Origin of the sequence: Dyadobacter psychrotolerans, assembly GCF_004349265.1 — a bacterium.
GTDB classification, from domain to species: domain Bacteria; phylum Bacteroidota; class Bacteroidia; order Cytophagales; family Spirosomataceae; genus Dyadobacter; species Dyadobacter psychrotolerans.
This window is the reverse complement of record NZ_SMFL01000016.1, coordinates 37,541-61,977: the sequence shown is the minus strand read 5'-3', so window position 1 is coordinate 61,977 and position 24,437 is coordinate 37,541. Positions and strand designations below refer to the sequence as shown.

The following is a 24,437-nucleotide window of genomic DNA, read 5'->3' as shown; positions in this document are numbered from 1 at the left end:
TCCAATAGTTTTGACCCTAATTTTATAGGTTTGCCGGATAAACCAAATTAGCAGCTTATGGGAATTATTAGTGCGCAACAATTACGAACAATTGTGCAGTTGGAGGATGTTGTTATCGCCGATGCAAGAGGTGGTTCTGACGCTTTGGAAAGGTATAAAATGGCACATTTACCGGGAGCATTGTTTGTAGATCTGGAAACGGAGCTTTCTGCAAAATCAGAAAATGCAGCAGACGGCGGCAGGCATCCACTCCCTTCACCTGAGAAATTTGGAGAAACATTATCTGCCAAGGGAATTACTTCTGCTAGTACTGTGGTGATTTACGACGATAAAAACGGAGCAAACGCTGCTGCACGTTTTTGGTGGATGCTCAAAGCCGCGGGTCATGAAAAAGTATTTGTTGTAAACGGCGGTTTTTCTGCCTTGCTCGATGCAGGTTTTGAAATGACCAGCGATATACCGGTAATCCAACCTTTTCCAAACGGCTACCTTATTGAGGCCTGGAAACTTCCAATTGTGAAGTTGGATGATGTTGCAAGAGCAGCAGATGATAAGGATTATTTGGTCATCGATGTGCGTGAAAATTATCGTTACATAGGCCAAAGTGAACCAATTGATTTGATAGCCGGTCACATACCGGGCGCCGTTAATATTCCGTATACATCAAATCTGAATGAAAAAGGAGAATTTTTATCCTCTTCCGAATTGGCTGACAAATATAACCAAATCGGTGGTGAACGAAAGTTAATCGTGCATTGTGGTTCCGGCGTTACGGCTTGTCATACCTTGCTTGCTCTGTCGGAGGCAGGTATACCGCAGGCGAGTTTGTATGTTGGTTCATGGAGCGAATGGTCACGCAACGACAAGGCTATTGAAACAGGCGATGATGACCAGGCCAAAATAATCATGTAATAATTCTCATGAGCATGTCTTCGACAGATAAGTTTATATTAATACTGGGTTGTTTTGATACAAAGGGAGAGATCTTTTCCTATTTAAGAAATTGCATTCTTGAGCTGGGAGAGAAAGTATTAACAGTCAACACCGGTGTAATGGGAACAACGGATCAGTTTCATGTGGACTTTGAATCGGATGTTGTAGTGCTGGAGGGTGGAATGACTATTAATGATCTTAGAAAACAAAGAGACCGGGGGCAGGCAATGGATGTGATGGGCAGAGGCGCGGGGAAAATTGTAGCAAAGCTTGTTGAAGAAGGAAAGGTGAAAGCAGCCATCGGAATGGGAGGGGGAGGGGGTACTTACATAGCACTCTCAGCCATGCAGTTTATTCCGCTTGGCATTCCCAAAATCTGCCTGAGCACACTTGCAGCCAAGGATCTTTCAAGACAAATTGGAAATAAAGATATTACACTCATGCCCTCTGTGGTGGATGTGGCCGGTTTTAATGGGATCATCAAGGTCCTTATTCAACAGGCAGCTGCTTCAATCTGTGCGATGTCAAAAGTAGGTGGTTTGCTAAATGATACCGAAATCCGTCGGGTTGCCATCAGTATGTTTGGCAATACCACGGCCTGTGTCGACCGTTGTACCCGGCTACTTGAAGATAAAGGCTATGAGGTACTTGCCTTTCATGCAACCGGTATTGGGGGTAAAACAATGGAGGCTTTAATAAGAGAAAACTGTTTTGATGCAGTCCTTGATATTACTACAACTGAGCTAGCAGACGAACTTTGTTCAGGTATATGCAGCGCAGGGCCTGATCGGATGACGGCGGCAGTTGAGATGAAGTTACCACAGGTTGTTGTTCCGGGTTGTCTGGACATGGTGAATTTTGCACATCCGGATACAATTCCGTCAAAATATACTGGCAGGGAATTTTACAGCTGGGCACCGGACGTTACCTTGATGCGGACAGATATTGCTGAAAATGTTATTTTGGGTAAACAACTTATTTCCCATTTGAACCGTGCCGCTGCGCCGGTTTCTGTAGTATTGCCGTTAAAAGGGATCTCCCAGATTGATCAGGAAGGCGGAATTTTTTACAGACCGGAAACGGATCAGGTTTTGTTCGAAACCATCAGGTCTGGTGTTAATCAAAGGGTGCATTTAATTGAGGCGGATCTGCATATCAATGATCCTGCCTTTGCGGATTTGCTGGTTGAAACTTTACTGGATATGATAAACCAGGGGATTAAGTAAGGAGCCATTTAATATTGAATTAAAACATAAAAATATATTATGCCAAATCCATGGACAGGTAAGGGTAATCCTTACACGCGACAAGAGGTTAGAGACAGACTACAGGCTACGCTGGATCAGAAAAAAGCAATTATTGCCGCAGGTGCAGGCACAGGTATCAGCGCAAAATTTATTGAAAAAGGCGGTGCTGATTTAATAATTATCTACAATTCGGGGCGCTTCAGAATGGCCGGTCATGGTTCAACAGCTGGTCTTATGGCCTATGGCGACGCCAATGCAGTGGCCATGGAGATAGGGGAGTTTGAGGTGTTGCCAGTGGTGGAAGAAGTGCCGGTAATTTGTGGTGTGTACGGGTCAGATCCGCGTCGCAGAATGTGGCATCATCTGTTGAAGGTAAAGGAGATGGGTTTCTCCGGTATCAATAATTTTCCGACACATTCTATTGTAGACGGGCATTTTCGCAATGTACTGGAAGAAACCGGGATGGGTTTTGATAAAGAAGTTGAGATGGTCAGACTGGCAAGTAAAATGGACCTTTTTTCCATTGTTTACGTAGCTAAGCCTGACGAAGCCAGACAAATGGCAGAGGCTGGGGCCGATGCAATTATCGCGCATGTGGGAACCACTGTCGGCGGATCAATCGGAGTTGTGGAAGCCTCCTGTACCATGGATGATGCTGTATTTCGTACGCAGGAAATTGTTGAAGCTGCCAGGGCCGTGAATCCGGATGTGTTTTTCCTGGCCCACGGCGGACCGATTAATACTCCTGAAGATGTCCGCCAAATCCTGGACAGAACAGATGTACATGGCTTTGTTGGTGCTTCTTCTCTGGAACGTATGGGAGTCGAGAAATCTTTAACAGAGTTAACCCGCAGCTTTAAATCTTTGACATTGTCAGAGAAATAGTGATTTGAAAAACACTATTTGTTAAATTCCCGTAAGTACTTAACCCTGCTTGCCGGAATTTAACTCATTACGTATTTTTTCTATGATCTTCTCGTTCACACCGGTCAGAATCGCAATTTTTTCAGTAGTAAAATCAGTGCTGGTTAACAGGTTTTTTACAATATCTGATTTGCCTAATTCGATGCCTTGTTCAATTCCTTTTTGAAGTCCTCTTTCCATTCCCTTTTCTATTCCTCTTTCTATCCCTTGTTCGAGTCCCTGCGCAATTCCCTGTTCAATTCCTTTTTGAAGTCCTCTTTCAACTGCTCTTTTTTCCAATAAGTCAAGCGTGCTCATAAGTGTATTTTTTATGTTTGAAGGTAAAGATTTCATCAATTCAATTATCTTCTGCTCTGTCAGTGAGCTGTTGGCAAATATATAAACAGCCAGGTTACGTTGTAAGTTCTCAGACGCATCGTTAGACAAAATTAATATTTTCAGTGCGTTACCTTCCAGCCATTTTTTCTCAAAGCTATGCTTAAGAGAAAGTAAGGAGGCAGCCAAAAACTTATTTTGAAGCGCTTCTACCTGCTGATCCGAAATTTCACCAAGATTATTATAAACATAGTCAAAGTCGGGGATAAATTGTTTCCATTCAGGATCCAGGTTTTTAAACAATCCTGAGAGCGGCTGATATTTCCATTTACCTCTGCCATGATACAATAATATTGGTATAATTACATCCGTTCTTTGTTTTTTACCTGTTTCTCATAACCAGAAAATAGATAACTGCCGATTTGAACTGCGGTAAATTTATCAGGAAAGCTTTTATGCTCAATCAGTAACGAAATTACTACCTTGTTTTTCCTGCCTCTCAATGAACAGGAGTAAACAATATCAGACATCGTTTTTTGCAAATTTCTGGAGATATAGGTATCGGGAATCTGCTTCATGGATGAAAAATCCAGCCGGCTGGAAACAGCTTCCGGTAAATAATTTCGGAAATACTCAATGGCAATATTCTTGTCTGATAATATCGCCCTGATGAAGTTATCGTGTATAGTGGTGTTGGTCTTACTCATTTGGTAAATTTAAAAAAGATTCTATTTTTTAGAAATTGAGAATTCAAATATTTGAGCAACAACACATTAAATCCGTTTCTTTTACGCTGTTTCTAAAAAATCCTTTGCTGGCAGAGTGTATTGCAGGAAATGGTTCTAATTTTAGTGTTTCCTGATTGACCAGTGGTAAGTCTTATATGATGACAATGAATAAAATACCTGAATTACGCACAGTCAATGTGATCCGGTATGTTACGCCCCTTCGTGAGGGAGGGTCGTTGCCTGCGATCGCTGAGGCGGACGATGAATTCTTATATGTTCTTAAATTTCGTGGCGCAGGACAAGGGGTCAAAGCACTTATTGCCGAGCTGATTGGTGGAGAAATTTGCCGCATGCTCGGGTTAAGGATGCCTGAAATTGTTTTCGCCAATCTGGACGAGGCATTCGGAAGGACTGAGGCAGATGAAGAAATTCAGGATCTGCTTCGTTCGAGTACAGGTTTGAACCTGGCCATGCACTATCTGTCCGGTGCGATTACCTTTGATCCGTTGGTGACAAAAGTGGATGCTAAACTTGCATCGCAGATTGTTTGGCTGGACTGTCTGCTGACCAATGTAGACCGAACTGCCCGCAATACCAACATGCTGATGTGGCACAAAGAGTTGTGGCTGATCGACCACGGTGCATCGTTATATTTCCATCATTCCTGGCAGAACTGGGAAGAGCAGGCCAAACGTCCTTTTGTTCAGGTGAAGGACCATGTTTTGCTTTCCACGGCCTCAGAGCTTGATGTAGTTGATGCAGAATTTCGCTCTGTTCTGACGGAGGAAAACATTCTTGCTGTTGTTTCACTGATTCCTGACGAATGGCTGATCAGTAATTCAGATGAATCGCCACAACAGCTGCGCCAGGTATATGCTAATTTTTTGACTACCAGGCTTTCTGTATCGAATATTTTTGTAATCGAAGCGCAAAATGCAAGAAAAGCACTTATTTGAGTACGCCGTTATCCGCGTTGTACCAAGGGTTGAGCGTGAGGAGTTTGTGAATGCAGGTGTGATTCTATACTGCGCATCGCAGCGTTTTTTAAAAGTTTTATATCAGCTGAATGATACCAAAATCCATGCTTTGTGCAGTGAAACCGATATCGCTGATCTTGAACGATATTTACAGGCTTTGGAGAAAATCTGTCAGGGAGCCAAAGGTTCAGGAACGATTGGCGCTTTGCCGGTTGCGTCCCGTTTCAGATGGCTGACGGCAACCCGCAGCAGTGTTGTACAGTCATCGAAAGTCCATCCCGGATTTTGTACAGATCCGCAGCAGACCCTGGAAGAATTGTTTAAAAATCTGGTTTTATAAACACATACGAAACCTGAGAAAATCTATGCAACTAAAACAAACTATCACATTCCTGATAATTTACAGTCTTTTGATATTGTTAACCGCGTGCAGCAATACCGCGAAAGATCCAAAAGATGCTTCTGAAAAGCTGCTGGCTGGTGATGGATGGAAAATCGAACAGATTTTGGTCAATGATGCGGTGAATTTTAAGGATGGAAAAATGATTCAGCAATTTGGCGGAATCGATTTTGAACGTTACATGGAAACTGTAAAATTTAAATCCAACGGTGATTTTGAGGGTTATTTCAAAGGAGACACAAAGCCGATGTTGCTTCGCTGGAAATTGAACGCAAATGACATAACGCTAACTGCTGCCGACCAGAAAGGCGGAGCCTGGACTATTGTCCCTGATGACGTTACCTATGAGTCATTTACGATGAGCACAAAAAGCACAGCATACGATTACCCAAGAATGACCAAAATTGAACTCCGTTTCAGGAAGAGTAATTGATAGATAATGGCGAAATTAGAAACAGCTTTCGGGCGCTTTGATGAATACAACAAAAATGCTCCCGAGTCCATAACCTGGGACGGAAAACAATTTCCCTCCGAATATTTTTATGCCCTTAAATTGTACGAATGGGTTATAAAACTCGATGGAAATGCCAGTGAGGCACTTTTGCTAGCCTCCCGCAGCCAGCATATTGGACGATGGGAAATAGCCCGGAAAACTTACCCTGATGGCAGAGCCGGATACCTGAAATGGCGAAGTGATTTGTCCAGATTTCATGCCGCGAAAGCAGGCGAAATATTACAGTCGGTAGGTTACGATCAGGAAATGACCGAACGTGTGGGTGAGATTATTCGTAAGTCAAAGCTTAAAACGGATCCCGACGTGCAAACCATGGAAAACGCTTTATGTCTCGTATTTCTGGAATTTCAATTCGATGAATTGATTGAGAAATTATCGGAAGAGAAAATGATCGATATTTTGAGAAAAACCTGGGCGAAAATGTCAGAACCGGGCAGAGAGGCAGCTTTGAGTCTTCAATTCAGCGAGGAGGGAACTGCTCTAATCAATAAAGCTTTAAGTTAAGATCCAACACGGTCTTGAAATAACATTCAAAAACTGTTTTTCAAGACCGTATTCCTTTATCTCTTAGCCGTTTCTGAACCTTCATTTATAAGTTTTGCCGCTTTGACCAAACTTATAAATTCAGAACGATATCCTTCCTGATCTTTTCCTGTTGCGCTTTGAGCCAGGCTTATGACATGATCGTAACCGGCAGTTCCCTTAAATTCAGATTTTCTTAAAAGCAGACCAAATTCAGCTACGGAAGCTGCAAAACGGAAATTGTCAGAGGTCGAGTTCATCGGTTTGGCCATATCAGAAACGACGGTTTGGAACAAAATGCTTTTATCGCTTTCCGGATTTTTATATCTGATCTTAAGGGTAAGTAATTCATTGCTTTTTGCATTTTCAGACGGAGCTGTCTTTTGATACTTCAGCTCATCGGTTTTGGTTAGATAACGGCTTTCCACGTTTGCAGGTACAATTTCATAGATGGCAGTAACGGTATGACCTGAACCCATTTCACCTGCATCCTTTTTATCATCATGAAATTCTTCATTTTTTAGTGCCCGGTTTTCATATCCAATCAGCCGGTAAGCCTTCATTTTGGCAGGATTAAATTCGATCTGAAGTTTCACATCCTTGGCAACGGTAAACAGCGTTCCGCCAAATTCACTTACAAAAACCTTTCTGGCTTCCTGAATATTATCGATATAAGCATAATTCCCGTTTCCTTTGTCAGCGAGGGTTTCAATATGGCTGTCTTTGTAATTCCCCATTCCAAAACCCGCAATACTCAGGTAAACGCCATCTTTTCTTTTTTCTTCGATTAATCGTTCAAGTGCCCCTTCCGATGAAACTCCCACATTAAAATCCCCGTCAGTTGCCAGAATAACCCGGTTATTTCCTTTTGGTAGGAAGTTTTCGCGGGCAATTTTGTAGGCAAGCTCGATACCTGCTCCGCCCGCAGTAGACCCGCCTGCGGAAAGGTTGTCAAGCGCTTCTCTGATTTTTGCCTTTTCATTTCCGGATGTTGGTTCAAGTACCAGACCGGCAGCTCCTGCATAAACCACAATAGAAACTTTATCCTGTGGGCGAAGCTGATCAACCAGTAGTTTGAAAGCATTTTTAAGAAGCGGAAGTTTGTTGAAATCCATCATCGATCCCGATACATCAACAAGAAATACCAGATTGGAAGCCGGTAGCCCGGCTGTTGAAATTGTTTTTGCCTGAAGAACAATACGCAAAAGCTTGAGCTGCCTGTTCCAGGGCGAATCAGATAGCTCCGTGGTCACCGAAACAGGATGTTCGTTTTTTGGCTGAGGATAATCGTAATCGAAATAGTTGATCATTTCTTCGATTCTTACCGCATCTTCCGGCGGCATTTGTCCGGAGTTTAAAAAGCGACGCACATTGCTGTATGAAGCCCGGTCGACATCAACAGAAAATGTAGTTACAGCCTGTTGACACGTCAGCTGAAAAATATTTTCATTAACTGATTTATAATTTTCTGTATTCTGATATTGGTTATTCGAATAAACTGGCGCATTCATGCTGTGATTTGAGATGGACATCGGAGCTGAGGCGAATCTCTTGTGGTGAGTTCCATAACCAACCACAACTACTTCCTGAAGCGCTTTGTAGTCTTCGGTTAAAGTGACGTTTAATATGTTGTCAAAAGCAAACGAAACTTCTTTTGATAGATATCCGACGAAAGAGAAAACCAGCTTGGAAGCTGTTACCGGTATTGAAATCTGGTAACGCCCGAGTCGGTCGGTGGTTGTCCCCAATTTGAAACCTTTTACAGAGATTGTTACTCCCGGCAAAGGCGTTTGATTTCTGTCAGTAACAATACCGGTTATTTTTCTTTCAGGGCTTTGAGAAAAACCGCAGAGAAGCAGCACGATCAGCAGCAATTGGTTTGGTTTCATGGTTTTGAATCGTTTAGTTTATTGCTGGATGCAAAACCATTTTAAATTCCATAAATTAATCTTAAAGTTTTATGGAAATTTATGTCCATTTGCATCAAGTCATTGCAAGCTGGCTATAACACCACAGATCTTAGTGAAATTTTTTAAACTGTTTAGTAAAGAGGAAAAACCTTTGACGGAAAGTGAATTACTGACTGCTTACAAACAGACAGATGAGATACGTTTTGTCTCGGAATTGTATCAGCCATACATGCAGATGGTTTTTACAATTTGCTTTAAGTATTTGAAAGACAGTCAGGAAAGTGAAGATGCTGTAATGAATATCTTTGAAAAACTGATTGTGGATCTTCGGACGAACCAAGTTATAAATTTCAAAAGCTGGTTGCATAGCGTGACCCGAAATTATTGTCTGATGGAGCTCCGTGTGAGGCCGGTTTTTGTTTTTAGTGATAAAATGGAAGAACCAACAGATTTAGTCGAATTCATGGACGATTTTGATTTGACAAATCTTGATACAAAACTGGACAAATTGGAAAGATGTATGAAAACGCTCACGGCCGAGCAGAAAGCAAGTATCGACCTGTTTTTTTTACAGGAAAAATGTTACCGGGAAATCAGCGATCAAACCGGTTTTGATTTTAATAAAGTGAAGAGCTATATCCAGAACGGAAAACGCAATTTGAAAATTTGCATGGAAAATAATGGCGGACGATAAAAGCAAATATGATTTAACAGATTTTCAGCGCTATCAGGTTGGCTCTATGTCCTTTGCCGAACAGCATAGTTTTGAAAAAAGACTGTTGGATGATCCTTTTTTGGCAGAGGCGTATCAGGGATTTACAGAGCTTCATGATACCGGATCGGATCATCAGCATGCGATGGAAAATCTGCGTCTCCGTTTTGAGAACAGGGTGGAGGATAAAAAAAGCAAAAGTCTGCCGCTTTGGTTAACTGTTGCAGCCGCCATCTTCCTCATTACTTTTGGGATTGTCTGGCTGGGTTATCTTCAGGACAATCGGAAAATACCCCAGAATGTAGCAGTACAGCAACCAAAGCCTGAAGGGGTTTTATCTGTACGTGCCGATTCCTTCCTTGTACTTGCCGAACCGAAAATTCAGCAATTATCAAAACTAAAAAAAGTGAGCCCAACACAGGCACCAGAATTAACTCCTGCTGACGCCCAGCTTCGAGTTTTGGATTCATTGCCAACCCTGGATATCAGGACAGAGCGGATCGTGCAGTCCGCTCCGCAACGCCAACCATTTGCGATCAAAGGTGTGCCGACAGCTGGCCTTTCGGTTTATTCGTATACGAAACGGGCCATATCGGGACAAGTCACCGACCAGCAGGGCAATCCGCTGCCAGGTGTGTCGGTTGCCTTATCTCCAAGACAGTCCTATACAACAGATAAGGACGGGAGATTCTTGATAACGGGCAAGATAGGCGATTCGCTTATGCTATCTTTTATTGGGTACAAAACACATAAACAACCTATCACAAAGACCGATTTGGCAAATATCAAACTTGAAGAAGATACACAAATGCTGAGTGAAGTTGTGGTGGTTGGGTACGGTAAAGCGGAATACAAACGGTCATTCCGAACAGCTTCAGCGGTCATTGGTGAGCCTAGCCCGACAGGCGGATGGCAGGCTTTTGGGCTTTACCTCAACAGAACCGCAGAGGAATCCACTGGTAAAGCACAACTTGAAATCACCTTTATGGTTTCAGAAAAAGGTGAGTTGTCTGATTTTAAAAGCAATGAAAAAAGTGAAAATTTTGAACGGGCAGTTCAGCTTATTAAAGCGGGACCGGCCTGGATTCCGGCACGTAACGAACTCGGTAATCGCATCGACAAAAGGGTATCGCTAACTTTGCCCTATCAGGAAAAATAAATTCTAATACTTCGGACATCGTAAAATACGTCAGCTTGCGCTCACAGATACTTTACAGGTAGAATTAATTTGAAATATTTTTTCAAATGTAGTATTTTCTATTCATCTTGCACGCTTACCAAAAATCTTCGGTTTTGTGAACTTAAATTTAGTTAACGGCCGGACTGAACTGTATTTTCCTTTAAATTATTTAGATTTTGTTTATAACGAACGAAAGTAACCCTATGGTTGAAGAGAATTTATTACTAATTCAATTCGGTTCTTGCCTATTATTTGCATCTTTGTAGAAATACTTGCTTGTGATAATTATTCGACATCGACAAATTTTATCTTAGTTAATTGTTTCGGGATCGGATACTTGAATGTAATGTTGATAAAACGTGTTTTAAAAAACATTTGGTCATATTATACAGCCTCCATGAACTGATATTTTACTCAACGCGATGAATGTTAAACAAACTCTACTAATTATTGATGATGAACCCAGTATTTGTAAAATATTGGAACATTTTCTAAAAAAAGACTTCAATGTTATTGTAAAGCATGACGGATCTGAAGGAATGCTCTGGCTTGAACAGGGTAACGAAACTGATTTGATCATCGCAGATTTAAATATGCCTAATTTAAGCGGCAAGGAATTCCTAAAGGTGGCTAAGGCAAGTAATCTATACGCGGATATCCCCGTCATCATACTTTCAGGCTCTGACGAAAGCAGTGAACGCATTCAGTGTTTAAACCTGGGAGCGGATGATTTTATGCTTAAGCCATTTAATCCAATGGAGGTACAGGCAAAAATCAACGCGATTTTGCGACGTAGTAAAAAATATTCATAATTCTATAATCCATCGGTTTTATGGAGCTAGGTCACAAGTCTACGGTTACTTTTGTTGATACAAAAGTTCCCCCGGCAGCTCTGTACAGAGTTGCTTATTTAACGAAAGATTTTGAGCAGTATCTTTGGTTTTCGGCCAATTACGGAAGCTATCTGCAAATAGAATATTTCGAAGAAAAGGACGATTTACTAAACGCTTTGCAGGATTATTTTCCGGCAGATGTCATCATTGCGCATGTAAAAAGTGAGGGGTGGGCTCTGCTTGATATTATTCGAGGAAATGCCGGACTGGGCAATCTTCCTTTTATTATCCTTGTCGATAAATTAAGCCCAGCGCTTGTGCGTAATGCAAAGGAAAAAAAGGCAGACGATATATTTGCTACTGACTTTACAGATGGCGATCTGCTAACCAGGCTGCACTATTTTACAAAACGGCAGTGGTATGTAGCGCAAAAAGCCTCTCAAAAAATCCAGGCTATAAACCATACAGAAACTCCATTTTGGAAAAGGGCCATTGATGTTGTGTCAACCGGCGGTGCTGTAATTCTTTTATCTCCGGTTTTCCTACTTGTTGCTGCGGCGATACGCCTCGATTCGAAGGGCCCTGTTTTTTACAAATCCAAAAGAGTAGGAAGCGGATACAAAATTTTCGATCTGTATAAGTTCCGGACCATGCGTACTGACGCAGATCAGATGATCCGCAAAATGGCAGCGTTTAATATGTATAACAACAAACCTGCCGAAAGTGCTGTTAAACCGGAAGATGCCAACCTATGTGAGGAATGCAGGAGCGGCGGATTCTGTAACAGACGTTTATTTCTTGACGGTAAAGAAATCTGTGAAAAGGTATTTCAAAACCAAAAAGAACAAAAAGCGGCTTTTATGAAATTCCAAAATGATCCGCGAATTACCAGAATTGGCAAGTTTTTGAGAAATTCGAGTCTGGATGAACTTCCTCAGTTAATCAACATTCTTAAAGGCGATATGTCGCTGGTTGGTAACAGACCGTTACCACTATACGAAGCTGAAAAAATGACAACTGACGACAAGATCCTTCGTTTTGCCGGACCTGCCGGACTGACCGGGCTTTGGCAGGTAACCAAACGAGGAAAGGGTAAAGCGGACATGTCAGAAGAGGAAAGAGCTGAGCTGGATATTACCTATGCCAAAAACTTTTCTTTCAAAATGGACATGATGATTATCCTGAAAACCTTCCCGGCTTTGTTGCAGTCGGAAAACGTTTGATTTGGATTTATCAGAATTTCCCGGTCTCATGTCTTTTCTTTTCGCGCTTTCAGAAACTTAATTCTTACAATATTTAAGGTAAATGAGATACTTAATTTTACTAATACCTCTGTTACTTTTTTTTGGCAGAGCCCGTGCTCAGCAAACATTGGCGCAGGAAATATCTTACCCCTATCTGGAAAAACTTATTGAAGTTGCCAAGCAAAATTTTCCAAGGGGAAAAATGTATGATGCCAGGATCGAAATGGGTAATATGGCAGTCAAAAAGGCCCGTTTATCTTACTTTGATATATTGTCTTTCTCTTATTTGTATAGTCCTAACCAGGCTGTTAATGTCACTACCCCGGTTCTCCTGCAGGGGTATCAGTTTGGTTTTTTTATCAATATTGGCTCCATCATTCAGAAACCTACCATCATAAAACAAGCCAGGGCAGAGGCGCAGGTAAGTGTTTATGAAAAGGAAACTTATGAACTGGGGCTTGTGGCAGATGTTAAAAAACGCTACATCACCTATATCCAGCACCTGACAATTCTCAGAATTAAATCAGAAGCGCTGCTTGACATCGAAAGTGCTTTGAAGGATACCAAGTACAAATTTGAAAAAGGAGAACTTCCGCTGCAAAACTATAATACGGCACTGCTGATGTACTCTACGCAGCAACAGACTAAAATTACCTCGGAAGCGGATGTTTACATTGCTAAGAGCAGCCTGGAAGAGTTATTGGGACAAAAACTTGAAGACATCAAATGACGGAGTTTTTACAATTTATTAAACTGCTATACCGCAACCGGATCGCGCTTATTGCGGTGCCTGTCGTTACTCTGATTATTTGTTTTTTCCTCGTGAGAGAATTGCCTGATATCTACAAATCTCATGGCAGCATTTCCACCGGACTTGTCGATAAAACGGAACAGGTGTTAACTTTGGCTGATGATGATCAGGAGTCGGAGATCAACCGGAAATTTGATAACCTCACGCAAATGCTGATGCTCAAGAAAGTCCTTGATCAGGTTTCATATCAGCTCTTACTACACGATCTTCGGTCACCCGCCAATCAAAAATTTACCAAGCCGGGAAAGGTCATTGAGTCTATGGACAAAAAGACCCTGGAAAAATACGTTTCGCTCATTGATAAGAAACTGAAATCCAGGGAAGAGTTGCTTCCGGGAAACAAAGATAGCGATGTGATCATTTCCATGCTTAAAGAAACAGGATACGATCATGGTTCGATCGCTTCCAAAATTTCAGTTTATCGTGTCAAAAACAGCGATTATATCAGTATCGATGCGGAAGCGGCAGATCCGCTGTTATCTGCCTTTTTGATTAATACGCTCGCTACGGAATTTATATCTTTTTATTCCAATCGTTTGCTTGAAAACAGCAACCGTGCCATCACCTTCCTGACGGAATTTCTGAACCGGAAAAAGAATGCGCTGACTCTGGAAATGAACGGCCTTCGTAATTACAAGATCAGAAACAGGGTTTTAAATTTGAATGAACAGGCCAGAAGTCTTTACGGTCAGATTTCGGAGTACGAGACAAAAAGGGAAATTGCCGAGAAGGATATTATTGCCTATGCTGCTGCCATCCGCAGAATAGATGATAAGTTTAATCCCGCCGACAGGCGTTATCTTGAAAGCGCGCTCACAAGTGTTAACCAGGATATCATTACAACCAAAGAACAGCTTCGGTCTGTTAATGAATTGTATATCAGAAATAATTTTGATCCGAAATTCAAAGGCAAACTGGATTCACTTCAAACAAAACTGAGCCTTCAGATAACCAATGCATCTGATAAGTACATTTACAGTCCGATGGTCATTAAGGAAGGGCTTGTCACACAGAAGCTGAATCTCGAAATTGAGCTTGAACTTTCTTCCAACAGTGTTTCTTCCATTCAGCAGGAGCTACGAAGATTGAACCGTAAATTTGATGCCCTGGTGCCAAATGAGGCGGAAATTCAGGAATATGAAACCGGTATAGACATTGCTAGTAAGGAATACATGGAAGCGCTTCAGCGTTACAACAACGCTACTCTGGAGTCTAATTTTCCGGTGTTTTTAAAGCAGGCTGAAAAAGCTTTGCCTGGTAATATTCAGCCTTCCAAGAAGATGGTGCTGCTGATTCTGTCCGGTGTGATCAGTTTTGCTTTCTGTTTGTTTGTGTTCTTTATACTTTACTTCTTTGATAAGTCGGTTAATTATCCCCTGCAGCTTGCTAATGAGACCGACCTGCCTGTGATTGGCCATCTGAATTATTTATCGGATGGAATTGATCTGGAAAAAATCAAGAATGAAGGAGGATCGAAAAAATCACATACCATTTTCAGAAATCTGGTCCGTTCCATACGGTATGAACTGGATTCGGAAACACCGGGATCAAAGATCATCGTCCTGACAGGACTGGAAGAAGGGCAGGATAAAACGTTGTTAACGATTGGACTTGCCTGGGCTTTTTCAAAAATAAACAAACGCGTTTTGGTTATTGATGGTAACTTCTCCTATTCAAACATTACCTCGTTAAATCCAACAGGTGCGTTTGTAGAGGATTTGTTTCATGACAAAAACCTTGCTCTCGCAAACGTTGGTGCAGACGGGATCGGTATCCTGGGAAACCGAGGCGGAGATACTTCGTTGAATGAAATTGCGGATGTGTATCACATCAAACAGGTGTTGGATTATTTGAGAACAAAATTTGATGTGATCCTGGTAGAAGCCGATTCGATGGAAGCGATGAACAAGGCAAAAGAATGGATTTCATTTGCTGATATTGTAGTTTCCGTTTTTGAAGCAGGAAAGTCCATCAAGGCCGATGATAAATCAAAGATCGATTATTTCAAAAGTCTTGGCAGCAAGTTTCCGGGATGGGTGCTTACAGGGGCAAGGGAAGTTTCAGTTAAGGCAGCTAAAACCAAGTAAACAGCAACTTTATGGCCATCATTAATCTTTTGTGGATCATTTTGCAGTTGCTGATCGGGTTTCACCTGTTGTTTCCTGTTTTGCTTTTGATAATTAAAACGCTGATTGGCAGGCAGAAAATACAACAAAGTTTGCCGGTACTTCCGGATTATGCTGTAATTGTGACTGCTTATGAACAGACAGACCAGTTGCCAGAGGTTGTAGATTCTATTCTGGCGATGGAATACTCCAATTACCTCGTTTATGTAGTAGCTGATAATTGTGATATTTCAAATCTGCATTTCAATTCTGACAAGGTGGTACTCCTACGGCCGGAGCAGGTTTTGGCTGGTAACGTGCGGTCTCATTTTTATGCTATCCATAATTTCATCCGGCCACATTCGCATTTAACAATTATCGATAGTGATAACCTGGTTGAAAGAGATTATTTGTCTGTGCTGAATTCTTATTTTCAGCAGGGCTATCAGGCGGTTCAGGGTGTTCGGAAGGCGAAGAATATTGATACGATGTACGCTCAGCTTGATGCAGCAAGGGATATTTATTATCATTATTATGACGGTCAGATGTTGTTTGAAGCCGGATCTTCGGCGACTCTGGCAGGTTCCGGTATGGCTTTCACTACTTCTTTATACCGGGAATGCCTCGAAAAACTGGATGTTTCCGGCGCCGGCTTTGATAAAGTCTTGCAGCATGCTATTGTCAGTCGCGGACAGCGCATCGCATTTGCCGAAGAAGCTGTTGTTTATGATGAAAAAACGTCGGGCTCCGAGCAGTTGGTTAACCAGCGGGCGAGATGGATCAATACATGGTTTAAATATTTCTCGCTGGGTTTTGGTCTGGTAGCGGCTGGCATAATTCGTTTGGACTGGAACCGCTTTCTTTTTGGAATCGTGCTGCTGAGGCCTCCGCTTTTTATCTTTCTGGTGCTGTCGGTATTGATGATGCTAATTAATCTTGCTTTCGCTCCGCTTGTTTCTCTTAGCTGGTTCGCCGCGCTTTTGGTTTTCGTAGCAGGTTTTTTCATTGCGCTGTTCAACAGCGAAACGGATCCGAAGATTTATCATTCACTGAAACGTATTCCGCAGTTTATGTATCTGCAGATGGTTTCGTTATTTAAAGCAAAAAAAGCGAATAAAATATCCGTAGCAACACGACACAATGTTAAAAAGGTAATTTAAACCGGTTGAACAGATGAGGGTTTTTCCAAATAATAAAACACGGAAAATAAAGCAGGAGCCGGAATTATCAAAAATTCAGGTGATTACCCGCATCATCGCCTTAATCGTGGCCCTGCTGAGTGTGTTCTTCTTCTTCTTTAAGATTTTGTTCTTTTAGCTTTCTTAATTTAAAATGCTTTCAAATTTACGTATATCGCTGAAAGGTAGATCTTTAAGCTCACTGGCAAAAACACCGGTGGGACTTTTGCTGCTGACGGCTATTGCCGTTTCTTTGGGAGCAGCAGCTATCAACGGCGGCATGATTGTAGGTTTGCTGACACTGGTAGTCATGATCGGAATTCCTGTTATTTACGGAATGGTTGTATACCCCGTTTTTGGTATCATTTGCCTGATTGCGATGGCCTTTGGACTGTTTTTTATAGTCCGTTTTGGTATTGACTACCCGATGGGAACGGTTCTGGATGGCATGCAGGTTTTGCTGTTACTGGGCTTTTTCATCAAACAAAAACAACGTCCGGACTGGAGTGTATTCAAAGGTCCCGTTGCTACCATGCTGCTGATCTGGATCGGATACAACATACTTGAAGTAATCAATCCGACAGCAGAGTCTCGTCTTGCCTGGGTCTACACAGTTCGGACGATTGCCATATTGACACTGATGTACTTCGTTTTTGTCTACCAGATCAAGAACATCACCTCCCTGCGTATCATTTTGAAGGTATGGCTGCTTCTGGCATTTGTAGCGATGGTGTATGCCTATAAGCAGGAGTACATAGGAATAGCCGAGGCGGAGCTTGAAGGTATGCGCAGCGATCCGCTTTCGGTGAGTTTGATGTTTATAGATGGCCATTGGCGGAAGTATTCGATCTTCTCCGACCCGGTGGAATTTTCTTATAACATGGTAATTACAGCCCTGTTATGTATTGCCCTGATATCAGGCCCCATTCTTAACTGGAAGAAAATTGTCCTGGCAATATTCGCTCTGCTGATGCTGAATGCGATGTTATTTTCAGGAACAAGAGGTGCTTACGTGCTGGTTCCTGCCGCGCTGATCCTGTTTGCTATTCTGCATTTTAGCCGCCGGATTATGCTTTTTTCTTCAGTTGCCGCATTTTTCATCGTGGTCATGATTTATATGCCAACAGGAAATCCTTCACTAGTACGTTTTCAGAGTGCTTTTCGCCCGTCAGAAGATGCTTCCTATAATGTGCGTAAACAAAATCAGAAGCGTATACAGCCCTATATCCTTAAACATCCGATGGGTGGAGGACTTGGTGCCACGGGGATGTGGGGAGTGAGGTTCGCTCCGTATTCGTTTTTGGCGAATTTCCCGCCGGACAGCGGTTATATGAGAGTTGCTGTTGAAATGGGGTGGATAGGGCTTTTTATATTCTGCTTTCTGATGTTTATTGTTCTTAAAAGCGGCATTGAAAACTTTTACAGGATACATAACCCTGAACTCCGAACTTACTGTCTTGCGATGACATTGGTACTTTTTGCTCTCAACATTGGCAATTTTCCGCAGGAAGCTTTGGTGCAGTACCCCAACAATATTTTGTTTTATCTGGCCATCGCCATTATTCAAATTTCCTACAAGCTTGATCAGCAGGAACAGACATTGAAGTTAAAAGACTGATTTCAGGATTTTCCCGGATTTGTCATCAGAGTTCTCAATTTCCTTTGAACGGGAAGTTCAAAGTATTTAAACACAATTCGTCCCGTCACAAAAACAGTAATCAGATAAGTCAGAAATATCACTGGTGAAAAGAATTCTGTGTAAGAAATCGGGTTGATAATCATGTAAAATAACAACTGAACCGGAAAGTGTGTCAGGTAAGTAGAGTAGGTAATATCTCCGAAAAACTGGAAAACAGCGTCAGGTATCCGGTCGAAAATTCTCAGGTTGAATACAACAATGACAGTCCAGACAGCAAAGCATGAAAATGTCAGCAGATCGGGATAAAGAAACCCGGTTACCCTTTCGTAAAGCGGTTCGATGATACGAGGAGTATGCTGGGTGAAAAACCAGGAAGAAAACAATACGATCACGATCACAAACTGCAAACGGACACGATCCTGGATCATATCAAACAGTTTTACCAGAATACATCCGGCAAAGAAAAGATAGATGCTGGAAGAAATATCGTCTCCTGCAAAAACAAGCTCCCACTTTTTAATAACCATAAAAAAGATGAAAGTCCCCAGAAGCCCCTTGGCTGTACGGATCAGCCCCGAAGCGCAAACGCCGTAAAAGATAAAATAAACCAGGATTTCAATCGAAACACTCCATGTTGGTCCGTTAAAGGAAAGACGGTTTTCTCCCCAGGCCTGCACGAAAAACAGGTTTTGGAAAAAGGACTGAGGTGAGTTTTTCTCGTAAATAAAATAACTGTTATGCTGGCCAAAGTAAAAGTACTGCAAAGCAATTACGATAAACAGCGTCAGCAGGTGAAGGGGGTAAAGCCGTGAAAACCGGTTCCAGATAAACTGATAAAAGGTAACGTTTCCGGACATGATCCGTTCCTGATAGACCTTATAAAAGATCACACCGCTGATCAGCCAGAAAACCTGAACAGCGTAATATCCTTCGGTATAAAATAATTTGAAAAAGTTAAAAAACGGTTGGTCCGTTAGAAAGAGATCTCTGTCTTTAAAAGAAACAAAGGGATAAAAAAAATGCTGGTAGTGCCAGACGATTACCGATATTGAAAGAATGAAGCGCAGGAAATCAAGCCCTCTCAGGTTATTGATGTATTTCTTTTGTGACATCTACCTGAGGTAGTTATAGTTAAATTTTAAATGTCGGTACAGGTGTCTTATGAAGGAAACGGCCGGGTTTTTATTGCCACGCCACATGTTACGCTGCACAGTGCTGGGTTCGTCCGGCGAATTTAGCTGATCAAACAAAGCCTTGCAGTCTTCATACTGAAGTGCTTTTCCTTTCTTTTTCAGAAACGAAATCATCATTTGGTACTCGGTTGCCTCTACTTTGATGCCTTCGGGATATCTTCCGAATTTCTCGAAAAACGTGCTTCTTCTAAGATGAGGGTGATCGCTGTAGTAATAAAATTTCTTGTAACCGGGGTCTGTAAAATTAAATACCATTTCCGAATAACCGCCTTCAACCGGTTTCAGATATGGATATTGGAAGTAAGCATAAAAACGGACCATATCCAGGTCGTCCGATCTGTGCATCAGTGAGAGTGCAGTTTCAAAATGGGCAGGAAATATCGGTTGCGGTACAAAATCTTCCTGTACGTAGAGCGTGAAGGGCGTTTTAACTGCATCCTGGCCTTTATTGATATTATTACCAAGGCCTTTGTTAACCGGTGTGCCAACCAGGCGGTAAGGATAAACCTCTTTAATCTCCTGCAGACGAAGCAGGTGTTCGGGCTTGCTCCCGTCATCAGAAACCACAATATCGCCAAACTGGCATCCCAGGTGGGTGAATGCCTTCAATAGTCTTTCCAAAGAACTGCTTCTGTTATAGTGCGTAATGAGCAGTGTTACGTCAGGAAAATTGAACATGTAAAATTATTTAAGATAGGCAGACACGATTTTTCTTACTTTATTGACGACTTTTCTGGATAATCTTACGTAGTCCGGAATAGGCTTGTGATTTTTCCAGGGTGTGAGTCTGAGGTATTTGTAAAAATCTTCCTGATAACGCGGGATGCTGTTATAGGAACGGAAAATCGGCTTAATATCCAGATAATGAATCAGGTACGGATCTTCGATATCAAGTATGGCGAAAGAATTCCACTTCGGGTCCAATGCGTGCCACTGATTTACAAGCGTTACATTCAGACCATACTGATCGGCAAAGTTGACCGACTCGAGGTTGTCGTGCAGACATTGGATTACCTTATTACCAATATCTCCCGCTTTCCACTGAATCACATCCACCACCATCATTCCGGCATTGAAATACTTGGATTCGGGTGCAATACCTAATTCTTTATAATTTGGAATTCCGCCCCATTCGCTTCCGGCTGTTTCACTCAGATCGAGCACCGCGCCAATAAGCTTTCCATCCAGATCTGCATACCATAATTTGCTGATATCCTCCTGAACAATCATATCTACATCCAGGTAGATGTATCTTTCGGTGTCAGCAGGCATTACTTCGGTAGCAAAAAGCCGCAGATAGGTTGTGATAGGAAATGCAGATTTATCAACCGGGATTTTTACATTGGCAGGAATGATGCTGTTGGTTTTGTGCCAATACATTTCAACCATGTCCTTGCTTGCCGAGCCACGTATCTTTTCCTGATTTTCTTTCGAAATACCATCATCGAGAATGTAGAGCGATATCTTCTCCGGGGTTTTATGGTTAACCTCAATGGATTTGATCAGCGCACCGAGCAGGATTGCATAGTGGTTGTTACTTGCCACTACAATATTAATGTTGTCCTTTTTATTCATAACGTTGAGTTAAAATTCAGTTACCGCGTGGCTATCAATCACTAAGCGAATATTAAAACGGAGGCAAGCCACTAGGTGAACTCCCGGAAAATCTTTAACTGGCGTTTTATCCTGTTCGTAAAAGCATTCCAGATACTTCCGTCGTCCATTAGTCTTCTCGACGATGTAAAAACCCTTGCTTTTGGATGTGTGACAAGTTCCAGTTTTCCTTTTGACATCAGATTTCTGGCCATACGTCCGTCTTCAGCATCATTGTCATAATCACTTCCTACAACGTCGTTGTACTTGCGGTCACTGATGACATTAAATCCGCCTGTTTCACGCCCGATGTCAGTCACAAGGCCCATGTTAAAACCGTAAACGTTAAGATATTCTCTTTTGCGCTGACGGATTCTTATTATAAATGAAGTAATGAACTCATAAAACCATAAACCAAACCTTCCCTGACCGGCGGGGGGAATAAACGAATAGCGTCCGTAAACTCCGGTTACCTGCTGGCTTTTTGCCATAGGAGAAACCATCAGATTGATCCAATGAGGAGGATAAAGCGTATCCGCATCGGCGCAGAGATAATATTTACCCTTTGCTTTGTCAAGGCCCATTTGCCTTGCGTATGGTGTTCCCTGCTTTTCCTGAAGATAGTTTCTTGTACCCAGCGTATCGATAACTTTCTGTGTGTTATCCGAGGAATTATTGTTGACCACAATTATCTCTGTTTTGTAGTCCGTTATGCTTGCTGACAGAGAAGACAATGTTTTAAAAACGCTGTCCTGCTCATTCCAAACCGGTATCACCACAGATACCTCCGGGGTATCGCTTTTAAACGAACTGAGCCTGTTTTTCAGGATTTCAATTTCCGAAGGTGAAAGATCAACGAATTTTTTGTCAGAATATAAATGCGGCTTTACCCATCCTGGAAGGCTGAAAAGAGACATAAACAGTTAAGAGCGGGTTGTTGAGTAAACTTGCAAACTGGTTTTTTACCCAAAGTTAATTTTAATTGGCATTAACAAAAAAAAAGTTTCGAAATATTGCCACAATAATTCTAGCACACTGTTTTATTTTGATAAATTAATTCTACTTTTGAATTCACGAACTCCGGGGCCTGTTACGCATTATGTGGCTCCTGTCAGGGTTTGGATCACGACAAAGGACTGATTACTCAACGAAAAGATATGTTAAATAAATTTTTAAGCTTAATTATACTGCTCAGGTATGGACGGCTTCCTATTGATATCAAATATTACTATAGGGATACGTACATCTGCCAGCTTAATCAGCTTAAATATACCCTTAAAGACTATCTCTTTAAGCCCAAATATAAGGAACTGTCTTTTCACGGTGAATTTGCTCCTGAACTTCAGTTTACACTTCCTTTTGCTTACTGGCACTATAAGAATGGAACCTTAAAGAGTACACGTTCTTCAACATATACAAAAGAAATGTACTTCTTTTCTGAAAATCATGAAGAGTATTTTCAGACCAGGACTAACGAAGGAAATTACAACTACGAAATGCCCCGTGTGTTGTACAGCCAGAATTACGACATGGAAAAATGGCTTCCGGTCCCATTGAAAGAGACGTACACCAATAATGTATATGTTTTCGATAAGCCGGTGCTGATCATTGCCAACCGCTACAATATGGAATGGGACGGGCCCCCGGTGAGCTTTTACAGCATTGAAATGCTTGGTTATATGCTCGACAGGCTCAGAGATAAATATACAATTATTTACAACCGCCCAAGGCCGCAGAATATCACTATGGATAACAGCGATATTTATGATATGGATGAATTTGGCTGGCTGCAAAAAGAGTATCCCGAAGTGATTTTAATGGAAGATCTTTTTGTTGAAAATAAAGGTAAAGCCAACAATTTCAATCATTTGCAGATGATGGTATATGCCAATGCTTCAAAGTTTATTTCGATACATGGCGGCACAGCCACGCTGGCAAGTTATTTCGGAGGCACAAACCTCATCCTTTCCAAAAAAGGGCCTGAACACCACTTCAAATGCTTTGAAAAGCTATACCCGCAATTTTCGGGAGCTACCATACTGCACGCTAAAACCGACGAAGAAGTGAAAAACTATATCGGAACATATTTCGAATGACACCGATAAAACATGGAGGTTAAGTCTAAGGATCACTACTGGATTAAGTCAGGAATCATCAATGTACTTCAGAATTTTTCCGGGGTATTTTTTGGCTTTGCTGGATTTTACATTTTGGTACGGGTATTAAGCAAGCAGGACTTTGGTGTCTGGACTCTGTTTATGTCGGCTACCACCATACTGGAAGCGATCAGAAGCGGGCTTATTCAAAATGCGTTGGTGAAGTATCTTTCGTCGGCTGAAAAATCAGAACATCCGGTCATAATTTCTGCATCCACGGTTATAAGCATTTTAGTAACCGGTGTCAGTATTATTGCCATTATTGCTTTTGCACCGTATTTAAGTTCCGTTTGGGAATCTCCGCAACTGATCAATCTGCTTTACATTTATATTCTGGTATTCGCCTGCTCAGGTATTCTGACCCAGTTTAATGCCGTCGAACAGGCAAATCTTAAATTCAACGGCATATTTATCAACAACCTGATCCGTCAATCATCGTTTTTTGGATTTGTTCTTGTTTGTTATCTGGCCGATTTTCAGGTTAAATTGGTTTATTTGGTTTGGGTGCAGCTTTGCAGTGTGGCTGTAAGTACAATCGTCGCCTATGGTTTTGTAAGAGAAAATCTGAAGTTTTCTTTTTCAATGGATAAACCCTGGCTCGGCAAATTGTTTGGTTACGGAAAATATTCATTTGGTACATCGGTAAGCTCACTTTTATCCGGCACGGTTGACCAGATGATGCTGGGTGCGCTTCTTTCTCCGGCGGCTTCCGGGGCGTTCAACATCGCGGTCCGCATCACCAACCTGATCGATATTCCCGGTAACGCCATCGCCGTAGTAGTTTTTCCGCAGAGCTCTCGTCGTATGGAAGAAGAAGGCAAAGGTGCTATCAAATATTTGTATGAAAAATCGGTTGGAACTACGCTTGCCTTGGTGCTTCCGGGTGTGCTTTTTCTTTATTTCTTTTCCGATTTTGTCATTCATTTTATTGCCGGCGAAAAATACGTTGACTCGATTCCGCTGCTTCATGTTACGCTTCTTTACTGTCTTTTGATTCCTTACGGCCGCCAGTTTGGCACCATCCTCGATTCTATCGGAAAAACCCGGGTTACCTTTTTGGTAGTAGTAGGAACAACTGTGATTAACCTGGGACTGAATTACCTGCTGATCGTAAAATATGGTGTAATGGGAGCAGCCTATGCAACACTGATCTCGAATGTAGTTGGTTTTATCGTAGCGCAGGCCATCCTCAAAAGAGAAGTAGATGTAAGCCTTTGGAATACGATTATTTACCTGTTCCGTTTTTATCCAGAGTTTTTCGAGAAGTATATCATTCCGGTTTGGAAAAGGCGTCAGGGCCGTGTGGATCACTCACAAAAATAG

The 24,437-nt window shown here is 41.9% G+C and carries 22 protein-coding genes and 1 pseudogene; 17 read left to right on the top strand and 6 right to left on the bottom strand.

The genetic code is table 11. From position 1 onward, the window contains the following. Positions 1 to 57 precede the first annotated feature (57 nt). Genes E0F88_RS28585 through E0F88_RS28575 form a run of 3 tightly spaced genes read left to right on the top strand, consistent with a single transcriptional unit; the run spans position 58 to position 3,065 of the window. Positions 58 to 912: a sulfurtransferase gene (locus E0F88_RS28585; RefSeq protein WP_131961761.1), complete on the top strand. Its 855-nt coding sequence runs from the start codon at positions 58 to 60 to the stop codon at positions 910 to 912. A gap of 14 nt (positions 913 to 926) precedes the next feature. Then, the gene (locus tag E0F88_RS28580; protein ID WP_131961760.1) at positions 927 to 2,159 is read left to right on the top strand and encodes a Tm-1-like ATP-binding domain-containing protein; all 1,233 of its coding nucleotides are present in this window, start codon (positions 927 to 929) and stop codon (positions 2,157 to 2,159) included. 39 nt (positions 2,160 to 2,198) lie between these two features. Next, positions 2,199 to 3,065 carry a phosphoenolpyruvate hydrolase family protein gene (locus E0F88_RS28575; RefSeq protein WP_131961759.1) on the top strand — a complete coding sequence of 289 codons (867 nt, stop codon included), beginning with the start codon at positions 2,199 to 2,201 and terminating at the stop codon, positions 3,063 to 3,065. A 39-nt stretch (positions 3,066 to 3,104) separates the two neighbouring features. On the opposite strand, the pseudogene E0F88_RS34415 reads toward E0F88_RS28575, so the two are convergent. Next, positions 3,105 to 4,126, bottom strand: a pseudogene (locus E0F88_RS34415) (Rpn family recombination-promoting nuclease/putative transposase). Between the two features lie 185 nt (positions 4,127 to 4,311). Here E0F88_RS34415 and E0F88_RS28560 point away from each other — a divergent pair. Genes E0F88_RS28560 through E0F88_RS28545 form a run of 4 tightly spaced genes read left to right on the top strand, consistent with a single transcriptional unit; the run spans position 4,312 to position 6,542 of the window. Beyond that, a complete protein-coding gene (locus E0F88_RS28560; RefSeq protein ID WP_374756330.1) occupies positions 4,312 to 5,103 on the top strand; it encodes a HipA family kinase in 792 nt (263 codons plus the stop codon). Next, positions 5,081 to 5,464 carry a DUF3037 domain-containing protein gene (locus E0F88_RS28555; RefSeq protein ID WP_131961756.1) on the top strand — a complete coding sequence of 128 codons (384 nt, stop codon included), beginning with the start codon at positions 5,081 to 5,083 and terminating at the stop codon, positions 5,462 to 5,464. Before E0F88_RS28560 ends, E0F88_RS28555 begins: the two co-directional genes overlap by 23 nt. A 25-nt stretch (positions 5,465 to 5,489) precedes the next feature. After that, the gene (locus tag E0F88_RS28550) at positions 5,490 to 5,957 is read left to right on the top strand and encodes a hypothetical protein (RefSeq protein WP_131961755.1); all 468 of its coding nucleotides are present in this window, start codon (positions 5,490 to 5,492) and stop codon (positions 5,955 to 5,957) included. A gap of 6 nt (positions 5,958 to 5,963) precedes the next feature. After that, positions 5,964 to 6,542: a DUF4202 domain-containing protein gene (locus E0F88_RS28545; RefSeq protein WP_131961754.1), complete on the top strand. Its 579-nt coding sequence runs from the start codon at positions 5,964 to 5,966 to the stop codon at positions 6,540 to 6,542. 56 nt (positions 6,543 to 6,598) lie between these two features. On the opposite strand, the gene E0F88_RS28540 is transcribed toward E0F88_RS28545, so the two are convergent. Beyond that, positions 6,599 to 8,449, bottom strand: a complete 1,851-nt coding sequence (locus E0F88_RS28540; protein WP_131961753.1) for a vWA domain-containing protein — start codon at positions 8,447 to 8,449, stop codon at positions 6,599 to 6,601. Positions 8,450 to 8,582: 133 nt separating this feature from the next. Here E0F88_RS28540 and E0F88_RS28535 point away from each other — a divergent pair, with 133 nt between their 5' ends. The 8 genes from E0F88_RS28535 (at position 8,583) to E0F88_RS28500 (ending at position 18,151) form a co-directional block, all read left to right on the top strand. Further along, the gene (locus E0F88_RS28535; RefSeq protein WP_220466396.1) at positions 8,583 to 9,164 is read left to right on the top strand and encodes an RNA polymerase sigma factor; all 582 of its coding nucleotides are present in this window, start codon (positions 8,583 to 8,585) and stop codon (positions 9,162 to 9,164) included. Further along, a complete protein-coding gene (locus E0F88_RS28530; RefSeq protein ID WP_131961752.1) occupies positions 9,151 to 10,341 on the top strand; it encodes a carboxypeptidase-like regulatory domain-containing protein in 1,191 nt (396 codons plus the stop codon). The genes E0F88_RS28535 and E0F88_RS28530 overlap by 14 nt, the downstream gene beginning before the upstream one ends. Positions 10,342 to 10,784: 443 nt before the next feature. Further along, the gene (locus E0F88_RS28525) at positions 10,785 to 11,174 is read left to right on the top strand and encodes a response regulator transcription factor (RefSeq protein ID WP_131961751.1); all 390 of its coding nucleotides are present in this window, start codon (positions 10,785 to 10,787) and stop codon (positions 11,172 to 11,174) included. 20 nt (positions 11,175 to 11,194) lie between these two features. After that, positions 11,195 to 12,418 (top strand): sugar transferase, encoded by a 1,224-nt coding sequence (locus tag E0F88_RS28520; RefSeq protein WP_131961750.1) that lies wholly within the window; start codon positions 11,195 to 11,197, stop codon positions 12,416 to 12,418. Between the two features lie 82 nt (positions 12,419 to 12,500). Next, positions 12,501 to 13,169: a TolC family protein gene (locus E0F88_RS28515; RefSeq protein WP_131961749.1), complete on the top strand. Its 669-nt coding sequence runs from the start codon at positions 12,501 to 12,503 to the stop codon at positions 13,167 to 13,169. Continuing rightward, the gene (locus tag E0F88_RS28510; RefSeq protein ID WP_131961748.1) at positions 13,166 to 15,337 is read left to right on the top strand and encodes a lipopolysaccharide biosynthesis protein; all 2,172 of its coding nucleotides are present in this window, start codon (positions 13,166 to 13,168) and stop codon (positions 15,335 to 15,337) included. Before E0F88_RS28515 ends, E0F88_RS28510 begins: the two co-directional genes overlap by 4 nt. An 11-nt stretch (positions 15,338 to 15,348) precedes the next feature. Continuing rightward, on the top strand, positions 15,349 to 16,515 hold the full coding sequence (locus E0F88_RS28505) for a glycosyltransferase (RefSeq protein ID WP_131961747.1): 1,167 nt from the start codon (positions 15,349 to 15,351) through the stop codon (positions 16,513 to 16,515). Positions 16,516 to 16,687: 172 nt separating this feature from the next. Beyond that, on the top strand, positions 16,688 to 18,151 hold the full coding sequence (locus tag E0F88_RS28500) for an O-antigen ligase family protein (RefSeq protein WP_131961746.1): 1,464 nt from the start codon (positions 16,688 to 16,690) through the stop codon (positions 18,149 to 18,151). Positions 18,152 to 18,153: 2 nt separating this feature from the next. On the opposite strand, the gene E0F88_RS28495 is transcribed toward E0F88_RS28500, so the two are convergent. The 4 genes from E0F88_RS28495 to E0F88_RS28480 all read right to left on the bottom strand — a co-directional run bounded on the left by E0F88_RS28495 (position 18,154) and on the right by E0F88_RS28480 (position 21,875). Then, a complete protein-coding gene (locus tag E0F88_RS28495; RefSeq protein ID WP_131961745.1) occupies positions 18,154 to 19,284 on the bottom strand; it encodes an acyltransferase family protein in 1,131 nt (376 codons plus the stop codon). Then, a complete protein-coding gene (locus tag E0F88_RS28490; RefSeq protein ID WP_131961744.1) occupies positions 19,285 to 20,043 on the bottom strand; it encodes a glycosyltransferase family 2 protein in 759 nt (252 codons plus the stop codon). Between the two features lie 6 nt (positions 20,044 to 20,049). After that, entirely contained in the window at positions 20,050 to 20,940 is an 891-nt protein-coding gene (locus tag E0F88_RS28485) for a glycosyltransferase family 8 protein (RefSeq protein ID WP_131961743.1), read from the bottom strand. A gap of 71 nt (positions 20,941 to 21,011) precedes the next feature. Continuing rightward, positions 21,012 to 21,875 carry a glycosyltransferase family 2 protein gene (locus E0F88_RS28480; RefSeq protein WP_131961742.1) on the bottom strand — a complete coding sequence of 288 codons (864 nt, stop codon included), beginning with the start codon at positions 21,873 to 21,875 and terminating at the stop codon, positions 21,012 to 21,014. Between the two features lie 240 nt (positions 21,876 to 22,115). Between E0F88_RS28480 and E0F88_RS28475 the strand changes: the two genes are divergently transcribed. Together E0F88_RS28475 and E0F88_RS28470 are read left to right on the top strand one after the other, a co-directional pair. Continuing rightward, a complete protein-coding gene (locus tag E0F88_RS28475; RefSeq protein WP_131961741.1) occupies positions 22,116 to 23,054 on the top strand; it encodes a hypothetical protein in 939 nt (312 codons plus the stop codon). A gap of 12 nt (positions 23,055 to 23,066) precedes the next feature. Continuing rightward, positions 23,067 to 24,437, top strand: coding sequence for a flippase (locus E0F88_RS28470; protein WP_131961740.1), 1,371 nt, complete (start codon positions 23,067 to 23,069; stop codon positions 24,435 to 24,437).

Coding starts and splice junctions, on each gene's coding strand:
- E0F88_RS28495 (WP_131961745.1), bottom strand. CDS start 19,284: ATGTCACAAAAGAAATACATCAATAACCTGAGAGGGCTTGATTTCCTG.
- E0F88_RS28555 (WP_131961756.1), top strand. CDS start 5,081: ATGCAAGAAAAGCACTTATTTGAGTACGCCGTTATCCGCGTTGTACCA.
- E0F88_RS28480 (WP_131961742.1), bottom strand. CDS start 21,875: ATGTCTCTTTTCAGCCTTCCAGGATGGGTAAAGCCGCATTTATATTCT.
- E0F88_RS28545 (WP_131961754.1), top strand. CDS start 5,964: ATGGCGAAATTAGAAACAGCTTTCGGGCGCTTTGATGAATACAACAAA.
- E0F88_RS28580 (WP_131961760.1), top strand. CDS start 927: ATGTCTTCGACAGATAAGTTTATATTAATACTGGGTTGTTTTGATACA.
- E0F88_RS28550 (WP_131961755.1), top strand. CDS start 5,490: ATGCAACTAAAACAAACTATCACATTCCTGATAATTTACAGTCTTTTG.
- E0F88_RS28530 (WP_131961752.1), top strand. CDS start 9,151: ATGGCGGACGATAAAAGCAAATATGATTTAACAGATTTTCAGCGCTAT.
- E0F88_RS28540 (WP_131961753.1), bottom strand. CDS start 8,449: ATGAAACCAAACCAATTGCTGCTGATCGTGCTGCTTCTCTGCGGTTTT.
- E0F88_RS28515 (WP_131961749.1), top strand. CDS start 12,501: ATGAGATACTTAATTTTACTAATACCTCTGTTACTTTTTTTTGGCAGA.
- E0F88_RS28470 (WP_131961740.1), top strand. CDS start 23,067: ATGGAGGTTAAGTCTAAGGATCACTACTGGATTAAGTCAGGAATCATC.
- E0F88_RS28525 (WP_131961751.1), top strand. CDS start 10,785: ATGAATGTTAAACAAACTCTACTAATTATTGATGATGAACCCAGTATT.
- E0F88_RS28500 (WP_131961746.1), top strand. CDS start 16,688: ATGCTTTCAAATTTACGTATATCGCTGAAAGGTAGATCTTTAAGCTCA.
- E0F88_RS28505 (WP_131961747.1), top strand. CDS start 15,349: ATGGCCATCATTAATCTTTTGTGGATCATTTTGCAGTTGCTGATCGGG.
- E0F88_RS28520 (WP_131961750.1), top strand. CDS start 11,195: ATGGAGCTAGGTCACAAGTCTACGGTTACTTTTGTTGATACAAAAGTT.
- E0F88_RS28490 (WP_131961744.1), bottom strand. CDS start 20,043: ATGTTCAATTTTCCTGACGTAACACTGCTCATTACGCACTATAACAGA.
- E0F88_RS28510 (WP_131961748.1), top strand. CDS start 13,166: ATGACGGAGTTTTTACAATTTATTAAACTGCTATACCGCAACCGGATC.
- E0F88_RS28475 (WP_131961741.1), top strand. CDS start 22,116: ATGTTAAATAAATTTTTAAGCTTAATTATACTGCTCAGGTATGGACGG.
- E0F88_RS28485 (WP_131961743.1), bottom strand. CDS start 20,940: ATGAATAAAAAGGACAACATTAATATTGTAGTGGCAAGTAACAACCAC.
- E0F88_RS28575 (WP_131961759.1), top strand. CDS start 2,199: ATGCCAAATCCATGGACAGGTAAGGGTAATCCTTACACGCGACAAGAG.
- E0F88_RS28585 (WP_131961761.1), top strand. CDS start 58: ATGGGAATTATTAGTGCGCAACAATTACGAACAATTGTGCAGTTGGAG.
- E0F88_RS28560 (WP_374756330.1), top strand. CDS start 4,312: ATGAATAAAATACCTGAATTACGCACAGTCAATGTGATCCGGTATGTT.